General features: G+C 72.5%; 2 protein-coding genes. Both read right to left on the bottom strand.

The window, feature by feature from the left end; translation table 11 throughout:
• A partial coding sequence (locus G6026_RS10690; protein ID WP_182613170.1) for a polyketide synthase occupies nt 1–1,282 on the bottom strand: 1,282 nt, incomplete at its 3' end.
• Nucleotides 1,279–3,279: phosphopantetheine-binding protein (locus tag G6026_RS10685; protein ID WP_241728026.1), on the bottom strand; the 2,001-nt coding region annotated here is incomplete at its 5' end. The genes G6026_RS10690 and G6026_RS10685, both read right to left, overlap by 4 nt.

Genomic DNA, 3,279 nt, shown 5'->3' with positions numbered 1-3,279 from the left:
CGAGCGAGCTGATCCCGGCGACGCGCGGCCGATCCGGGTCCCAGTCTGACGGGGCGTCGGCGCAGCGGAGGGCGGAGCCGGCGAGCCCGAGGTCGGGGTTGGGATCCGCGCAGTGCAGCGAGGCCGGGATCACTCCCCGCTCGACCGCGAGCACCGCCTTGATGAGGCCGGCGACCCCGGCGGCCGCCTCGGTGTGCCCGATGTTGGACTTGATCGAGCCGAGCAGACACCACGGTCGCTCCGCCCGCCCGAACACCCTGAGCAGCGCCGCGACCTCCACGGGATCGCCCATCCGGGTGCCGGTACCGTGCCCCTCGACGTATCCGATGTCGCGTGGCCCCAGGCCCGCGCCGCCCAGTGCCTCGGCGATGACCGAGGCGTGTCCGTCGACGCCCGGCACCACGAACCCGGCCTTGGCGGCTCCGTCGTTGTTGACGGCACTGCCCCTGATCACCGCTCGGATCCGGTCCCCCGACCGCACGGCGTCACCGTAACGGCGCAGGACGACCGCGCCCGCGCCCTGAGTGAACACCGCTCCGGAGGCACCGTCGCCGAAGCTCCGCGTGTGCCCGTCGACGGAGAACGGCCCGTCGGGGACGTAGACGTACCCGTGAGAGGCCGGCACCCGCACGGTGACCCCACCGGCGACCGCCATGTCCGATTCGCCGCTGCGCAACGATTCCACCGCGAGGTGGACCGCGACCAGGGAGGTCGAGCAGGCGGTGAGCACGGTCTGCGCGGGCCCGGTGAGGTTCATCCGGTAGGCGATACCGGTCGCGAGGTAGTCCGGCATGGTCCCCAGCGCGATCTGCATGGCATGGGCCGGATCGGTCCCGCCGGACGGGTCGAAGGACTGCCGGAACGCGTGGTGGAGATACGCGGAGGGAGAACATCCGGCGAACAAACCCACCCGGTCCACGCCTGAGCCGTGCCCGTGGCCGGCGTCGTCGAGCGCGTGCCACACCTCCTCCGCGAAGACCCGGTGTTGCGGGTCGAGGTACCTGGCCTCGTGCCGGCTGAGTCCGAACGCGGCGAGATCGATGCCGTCGATCGGGCCGAGGTCCGACCCGGTGGGCACGAAGCCCGGGTGGTCGACGAGCTCCGAGGGTGCGCCGGCGCGACGCGCGGCCTCGCGATCGGTTCGCACGACCCCCTCCCTGCGGTCGAGCAGCAGCCTCCACAGCGCCTCGACGTCGGGCGCGCCGGGCAGGCGACAGGACATGCCGATCACGGCGATGTCCGACTCGTGGTGCGCCAGTCGCGGATCGACGGGACGGGTCATGAATTGGTCTCCTGCCGGATGCGGCGGCGCTGACGCCCGCGCTCACGGGCCAGCGCGAGCGGGTCGTGCGCATCGGGGCGGATGGCGGGCCGGGATCGGTCCGGGTCGGCGTGTGGGGTCACGTTCGGGTTCTGGGCCGGGTTCACGCTCGGGCTGGGTTCCCGGATCGGTTCGGGGCTCAGGGCTGGTGCGGCCTGCATCCCCGCGGCGAGCGATCTGATGTCAGGGTGGGCGAAGAGTTCCGCGAGCTCCACCCGGTGCCCTCGGTCGGCGAGTACCCGGCGGAAGCGGACGAGATCCATCGACGTCATCCCGAGTTCGAAGAAGCCCCGGTCGAGCTCGTCGTGTGACGGGGCCCTCCCGAGCACCTCGGCGACCGTGGCGCGCACGACGGTCAGCAGGTCGCCGTCGTCCCCCTCGACCGCGAGACGTCCCCGGATCGTCGTCGATCGGCGACGACCCAGTTCGGCGACATCGCGTCGCGGTACTCCTGGCGTCGCAGTGGAGGGAAAGCCGGGCTCGTGCCAGCGGTCGTCTCCGTCGGCCAGCGTCGTCACCGTCGCGGCCAGAACATCGGCGACCGCGTCGAGCACGCCATCGAGGAATGCGTCCTCCACCGCGTCGAGGACGAGCAGCAGCGAACCGTCGCTGTCGCGGAAGCTCTGGAGATCGATCAGGACCTGCGGCGTCGAGCTGATCGAGTGGACCGGCTCACCCAGCTGCGCCAGCGCATCGCACGCGGCCGGTCCGCCCGTCCACCCGGTCAGACCGGAGGAGTAGACCACGGGGAGCACGCCGGTGCCGCTGCCCGAACGGAGATGCTCGCGGATCCGGGTGTTACCGTGGCCGGATCCGTCGCGTCCGAGATCACGGACGCCCTCGAGTAGACGGGTCGCCGCGGCGCGGGCACGCTCGCTCGTGGACCGGCCCTCCGGGGGATCCAGCACGACGGTCGAGGTGTACTCCCCCACGACGTCCCGATGCTCGGCGGGGCGGTCGAGGACGGTCACCACGACCGGGGGTCGGTGCCCGTCATCGGTGGCCAGGAGCTCGGCGAACACGGTGACGAGGACCGCGTCGAGGGTGGTCCGGTGGACTGCACATCGCCGAATCAACTCCGTGGTGGTGCGCGGGTCGAGCTGGCGGCGTCGACGGGTGAACCGCGAGCTCTCGGGCGGGCGGACCGGCAGGAGGAAGCGCGGCCTCGGTGCCCCCGCCTGCGGCGAATCCGGCAGCGCCGAGTCCCCCTGCGCCGCCCCGGCTCGGGCCTCAGCCCAGCTGAGGAATGCACCCTGGGGTCGGTCGACGGGGTCGCCCCGGTACGCCGCGGTCAGGTCACGGGCGATGATCTCCGCTCCACGGACGTCGCAGAACAGCATGTCGAGAATCAGCACGACCATCCATCGGGAGACCTCCGCGGCGAGCGCCGGTAACCGCACCGCACGGAGCTCGAGCCAGGGCCGCCCGCTCTGGGGGTCGTGGATCCGGGACATCTCCTCTGCTCGGCGGCGTTCACGCTCGGCGCGCACCTCGGCGTCCGTCGCCACGCTCAGGTCCTCGATCTGCAGTCGCGGCCGGGCCGCGGTGTCGAGGACCTGCCGGCCGTTGTCGTCGACTCGCGCCGACAGCATGGGGTGGGCATCGACGATCGTGTCCAACGCCCGCTCGAGCGCCGGGACGTCGAGACCGCCCACCTCGACCTCGGTCCGATAGCGCGGCGCGACCGGGCGGCCCAACCACGGGTCCGCACGGCCGACGAGATAGGCCACCTGCATCTCTGTCAGAGGGGCGCTCGTGACCACCGTTTCAGGGGGCTCCGCGATGACGGGCTCGGGCGTGAGCGTCTGAGCTGGGCCTGAGGGGCGGGATGCGCGGTCCGACGGCGGTGCGGCCCTCCGGCCGAGGCGCAGCACGACGAGGTGGTCTGGCCCACCGGCCGTGGCCTCCGCCTCCAGGCCCTCCTCGGGTGCGGCCTGCTCGATCCGGCTCAGCCACCG

It is taken from the genome of Dietzia sp. DQ11-38-2 (genome assembly GCF_014145055.1).
Classification (GTDB): domain Bacteria; phylum Actinomycetota; class Actinomycetes; order Mycobacteriales; family Mycobacteriaceae; genus Dietzia.
Note: the sequence above shows the minus strand (reverse complement) of the source record. Positions and strands in the feature narration are given on the sequence as shown.